The organism is Cellulomonas sp. NPDC057328 (genome assembly GCF_042667215.1).
Classification (GTDB): domain Bacteria; phylum Actinomycetota; class Actinomycetes; order Actinomycetales; family Cellulomonadaceae; genus Cellulomonas.
The window spans coordinates 1-4294 of the sequence record NZ_JBHUZW010000190.1 but is presented as its reverse complement, the minus strand read 5'-3'; the positions used below and the strand labels follow the sequence as shown (position 1 = coordinate 4294).

Sequence of the window (4294 nt, the reverse complement as noted above, 5' to 3'; positions counted from 1 at the left end):
GTGCCGGTGCGCGTGCCGGCGCGGGTGCGCGTGCCGGTGCGCGTGGCCGTCAGCGGTGCGCGACGTCGACCGCGCGTGCCCACGCCGCGACGTCGTCAGGCAGTGTGGGTGCCGCGGAGATCTCGGGGTCGAGCAGCGCGACGACGTCCGGCGCGGGCACGCGGTCGCCCCGCCGCGACAGGAACCGGCCCGCGACCCAGCCGCGGGCCACGTGCTCCTCGCCGCGCGCGAACACCTGCTCGAGGTACACGACGCGCTGGTCCCAGCCGACCACGCGCGTGGTGACCGTGAACCGCTGACGCCACGTCAGCGAGCGGCGGTAGCTCACGGTGGACGCCGCGACCACCGGGTACCACCCCCGCTCGGCGAGCAGCCCGAACGCGCCGAGGTCGGCGAGGTAGTTCGTGCGGGCGACGTCCATCATCTGCAGGTACACGCCGTTGTTGACGTGGCGGTAGATGTCGAGGTCGGCGACGCGCACGCGCAGCCGCGTCACCGACGGCTCGAGGGCGTGGCGACCGGGGACGGCGGGCCGGGGACGAGCGGTGGCGAGGGCGAGCTGCAGCGTGCGGGTCACGCCCCGACGCTACCGGCGCGGGTCAGACCGGCGGTGCGGGGTCGTACTGGAGGCCGTGGCGCACGGCGCGCGCGGCGCCGGCCGACTCCAGGCGCGTCACCAGGTGCAGCGCCATGTCGATGCCCGCGCTGACACCGGCGGACGTGACGACGTCGCCGTCGTCGACGAACCGCGCCTCCGCGTCCACGAGGACGCTCGGGTCCGCGCGCGTCAGCGCGTCGAGGGCGTCCCGGTGCGTCGTCGCGGGCCGGCCGGCGAGGAGCCCGGCCGCCGCGTACACCAGCGCGCCCGTGCACACGCTCGCCATCAGCGGCGTCGTCGCGCGCACCCGGCGCAGCCACGCGAGGTGCCCGGGGTCGGCCAGCAGCGTGCGCGTGCCGGGCCCGCCCGGGTGCACCAGCACGTGCAGCGGGCCGACGTCCGCGGCGCCGGTGTCCGGCACCAGCCCCAGGCCCTGGGCGCAGCGGACCCCGCCGCCGTCGGCCGAGAACGTCAGCACCTCCGGCCGCAGGTCGCTGTGCGCGGCCCACGCGGCCAGCACCTCCCACGGACCGACGACGTCGAGCTCCTCCACGCCGTCGAACACGAGCAGCCCGACCCGCAGCGGTCCTTGCGTGCTCATCCCGTCCGCCCCCCGTCGGCCGGGTCAGTGGCCCGGCAGCGCCAGCATCTGGTCCAGGGCGACGCGCGCCCAGTGGGCGTCGTCGGCGTCGACGACGACGCGGTTCGGCACGCGGCCCGCGACGAGCTCCTCGAGCGCCCACACGAGGTGCGGGAGGTCGATGCGGTTCATCGTGGAGCAGAAGCAGACCGTCGAGTCGAGGTAGTGCACCGTCAGCTCCGGGTGCGCCTGCGCGAGCCGGCGCACCAGGTTGAGCTCCGTGCCGATCGCCCACGACGAGCCGGGCTCGGCCGCGTCGAGGGCCTTGATGATGTACTCCGTCGAGCCCACCATGTCCGCCGCGGTGACGACGTCGTGCGTGCACTCCGGGTGCACGAGCACCGTGACGCCGGGCACCGCGGCCCGCACGTCGGCCACGTTGCGGGCCGAGAACCGGCCGTGCACCGAGCAGTGCCCCCGCCACAGGATCATCCGGGCGTCCCGCAGCTGCTGCGTCGTGAGCCCGCCGCCCGGCTTGCGCGGGTCGTACACGACGCAGTCGTCGAGCGACAGGCCGAGCGCGAGCACCGCCGTGTTGCGGCCGAGGTGCTGGTCGGGCATGAACAGGACCTTGCCGCGCCCGTCGACCCCGCCGACCCGGTCGAAGGCCCAGCGCAGGGCGACGTGCGCGTTCGACGACGTGCACACCGTGCCGCCGTGCCGGCCCGTGAACGCCTTGATCGCCGCCGTGGAGTTCATGTACGTGACGGGCACGGTGTCGTCGGCGACGCCCGCGTCGACCAGCACGTCCCACGCGTCCTCGACCTGGTCGATCGCCGCCATGTCGGCCATGGAGCAGCCGGCGGCGAGGTCGGGGAGCACGACCTGCTGCGCGTCGGACGTGAGGATGTCGGCCGACTCCGCCATGAAGTGCACGCCGCAGAAGACGACGAACTCGGCCTCGGGCCGCGCCGCGGCCTCGCGCGCCAGCTTGAAGGAGTCGCCGGTGACGTCGGCGAACGCGATGACCTCGTCCCGCTGGTAGTGGTGGCCGAGCACGAAGGCGCGGTCGCCCAGCGCGGCGCGGGCGGCACGCGCCCGGTCGACGAGCGCGGGGTCGGCCGGGTCGGGCAGCGCGCCGGCGCACTCCACGCCCCGCTCGGACGCCAGGTCGGCGCCCCGCCCGAGCAGGAGCAGCGCGGACGGCGCGGGCTCGGTGAACGTGCCGGTCGAGGGCAGGGTCAGGCTCACGGCGGCATGATCCCACAGGCCCGCGCGCCTGCCGAGGGGCGTCCGGCGCCGGGACGAGCGCCCGCCGCCCCGCCCGCGAGGCGACGTCCGCGGCGGCGGCCGCGCGTGCCACCATCGCCCCGTGCGCGTCCTCCTCGCCCCCGACTCCTTCGGGACCTCGCTCACCGCCGTGCAGGCCGCCGAGGCGCTCGCCGCCGGGTGGCACCGGGGCGCACCCCACGACGACGTCGACCTCTGCCCCCTCGCCGACGGCGGCCCCGGCTTCGTCGCGACCCTGCAGGGTGCGCTGGGCGGCACGGTCGACGCCGTGACCGTCACCGCGCCGCTGGGGGACCGCGCGCCGGCGGCGGTCCTGCGCGTCGGCGCCACCGCCTACGTCGAGTCGGCGCACGCCCTCGGGCTCGACCTCGTGCCCCCGGCCCGGCGCGACCCCACCCGCACGACGAGCGCCGGCGTGGGCGAGCTCGTCGCCGCGGCGCTCGCGGGTGGCGCCCGGCGCGTCGTCGTCGGGCTCGGCGGGTCGGCGACCAACGACGCCGGCGCCGGGCTGCTCGCGATGCTCGCCGACGCCCTCCTCGGCCCGGACGCCGTCGCCGCGGCCGGCGGGGTGCTGCGTGCGGGCGGGGGCGGGCTCGGCGCCGTGCGCCCCGACGACCTGCGCTGGCTGCCGGCGCTGCGCGACGCCCTGCGTGGCGTCGACCTCGTCGCGGCCGTCGACGTCGACGTGCCGCTGCTCGGCCTGCAGGGCGCGTCGGCGGGGTTCGCGCCGCAGAAGGGCGCGACGCCCGAGCAGGCGCAGGACCTCGAGCGCGCCCTCGGCGCGTTCGCGCACGCCGCCGCCGGGGCGCTGGGTACCGGCGACGTCCGGCCCGGGCTGCTGGGCGACGCCGGCGCGGGGCAGGCGCGCGCGCACCGCTGGACCGGCCTGCCCGGCGCCGGTGCCGCGGGCGGCACGGGCTTCGCGGTCGCGCTGCTCGGCGGCCGGCTGCTGCCCGGGGCCTCGCTCGTCGCCGACGCGGTCGACCTGCCGGCGCGGATCGCCGCGCACGACGTCGTCGTCACGGGGGAGGGACGCACCGACTGGCAGTCGCTGCACGGCAAGGTCGTCGCGGAGGTCGCTGCCCGTGCGCTGCCGCTCGCGGTGCCGACCGTGGTCGTCGCCGGCGAGGTGCTCGTGGGCCGCCGGGAGCTGTCCGCCGCGGGCGTCGCCGCCGCCTACGCCGTCGCGGACGGCCCGGAGCAGGTCGCCGCCGCGCTGGCCGACCCCGCCGGCACGCTGGCCGCCCGCACGGCGCGGGTGGCGCGCACCTGGTCGCCCGCCTGACGCGTCGCCCACCACGCGCGCACGGGGGCCGGTCCGGCCGCGCCGCGGGCGTACGCTGGGCGGGAACAACGGCCCGGTCGACGGTGTTTGCACCGTCGAGGACCGTCTCTGGCTGAACCGGGAGTGACATGAGCGAGACCACGCAGACCGCGACCCACGGCGTCCAGCTCACGGACGTGGCGGCCGACAAGGTGCGCACGCTGCTCGAGCAGGAGGGTCGTGACGACCTGCGCCTGCGCGTGGCGGTGCAGCCCGGCGGGTGCTCCGGCCTGATCTACCAGCTGTACTTCGACGAGCGTCTGCTCGACGGCGACGCGACCAAGGACTTCGACGGTGTCGAGGTCGTCGTCGACCGCATGAGCGTGCCGTACCTCGAGGGCGCCACCATCGACTTCGCGGACACGATCGAGAAGCAGGGCTTCACGATCGACAACCCGAACGCCGGCAGCTCGTGCGCCTGCGGCGGGTCGTTCGCCTGACCTCTCGCCCCACCGGGCACCACCCCACCAGCAGCACCCGCGGGCCCGCGGCCGGACACCTG

5 protein-coding genes are annotated in these 4294 nt (G+C 77.1%); 2 read left to right on the top strand and 3 right to left on the bottom strand.

What is annotated here, in order from left to right; all coding sequences use genetic code 11:
- Positions 1–49: 49 nt before the first annotated feature.
- From ACFUMH_RS18725 to nadA, 3 genes are read right to left on the bottom strand one after another with little or no spacing between them, the layout of a single operon-like run.
- Entirely contained in the window at positions 50–577 is a 528-nt protein-coding gene (locus ACFUMH_RS18725; protein WP_378209066.1) for an acyl-CoA thioesterase, read from the bottom strand.
- 22 nt (positions 578–599) lie between these two features.
- A complete protein-coding gene (locus ACFUMH_RS18720) occupies positions 600–1199 on the bottom strand; it encodes a DJ-1/PfpI family protein (RefSeq protein ID WP_378209064.1) in 600 nt (199 codons plus the stop codon).
- A 24-nt stretch (positions 1200–1223) separates the two neighbouring features.
- The gene (gene nadA, locus ACFUMH_RS18715; RefSeq protein WP_378209068.1) at positions 1224–2423 is read right to left on the bottom strand and encodes a quinolinate synthase NadA; all 1200 of its coding nucleotides are present in this window, start codon (positions 2421–2423) and stop codon (positions 1224–1226) included.
- 127 nt (positions 2424–2550) lie between these two features.
- On the opposite strand from nadA, the gene ACFUMH_RS18710 reads away from it, so the two are divergent.
- Positions 2551–3753: a glycerate kinase gene (locus ACFUMH_RS18710; RefSeq protein WP_378209062.1), complete on the top strand. Its 1203-nt coding sequence runs from the start codon at positions 2551–2553 to the stop codon at positions 3751–3753.
- Positions 3754–3881: 128 nt separating this feature from the next.
- Positions 3882–4232 (top strand): iron-sulfur cluster insertion protein ErpA, encoded by a 351-nt coding sequence (gene erpA, locus ACFUMH_RS18705; RefSeq protein ID WP_378209060.1) that lies wholly within the window; start codon positions 3882–3884, stop codon positions 4230–4232.
- Positions 4233–4294: the final 62 nt, after the last annotated feature.

What these genes read in the sequence shown, in the direction of transcription:
- ACFUMH_RS18720 (WP_378209064.1), bottom strand. Translation starts at nt 1,199, where the DNA reads ATGAGCACGCAAGGACCGCTGCGGGTCGGGCTGCTCGTGTTCGACGGC.
- erpA (WP_378209060.1), top strand. Translation starts at nt 3,882, where the DNA reads ATGAGCGAGACCACGCAGACCGCGACCCACGGCGTCCAGCTCACGGAC.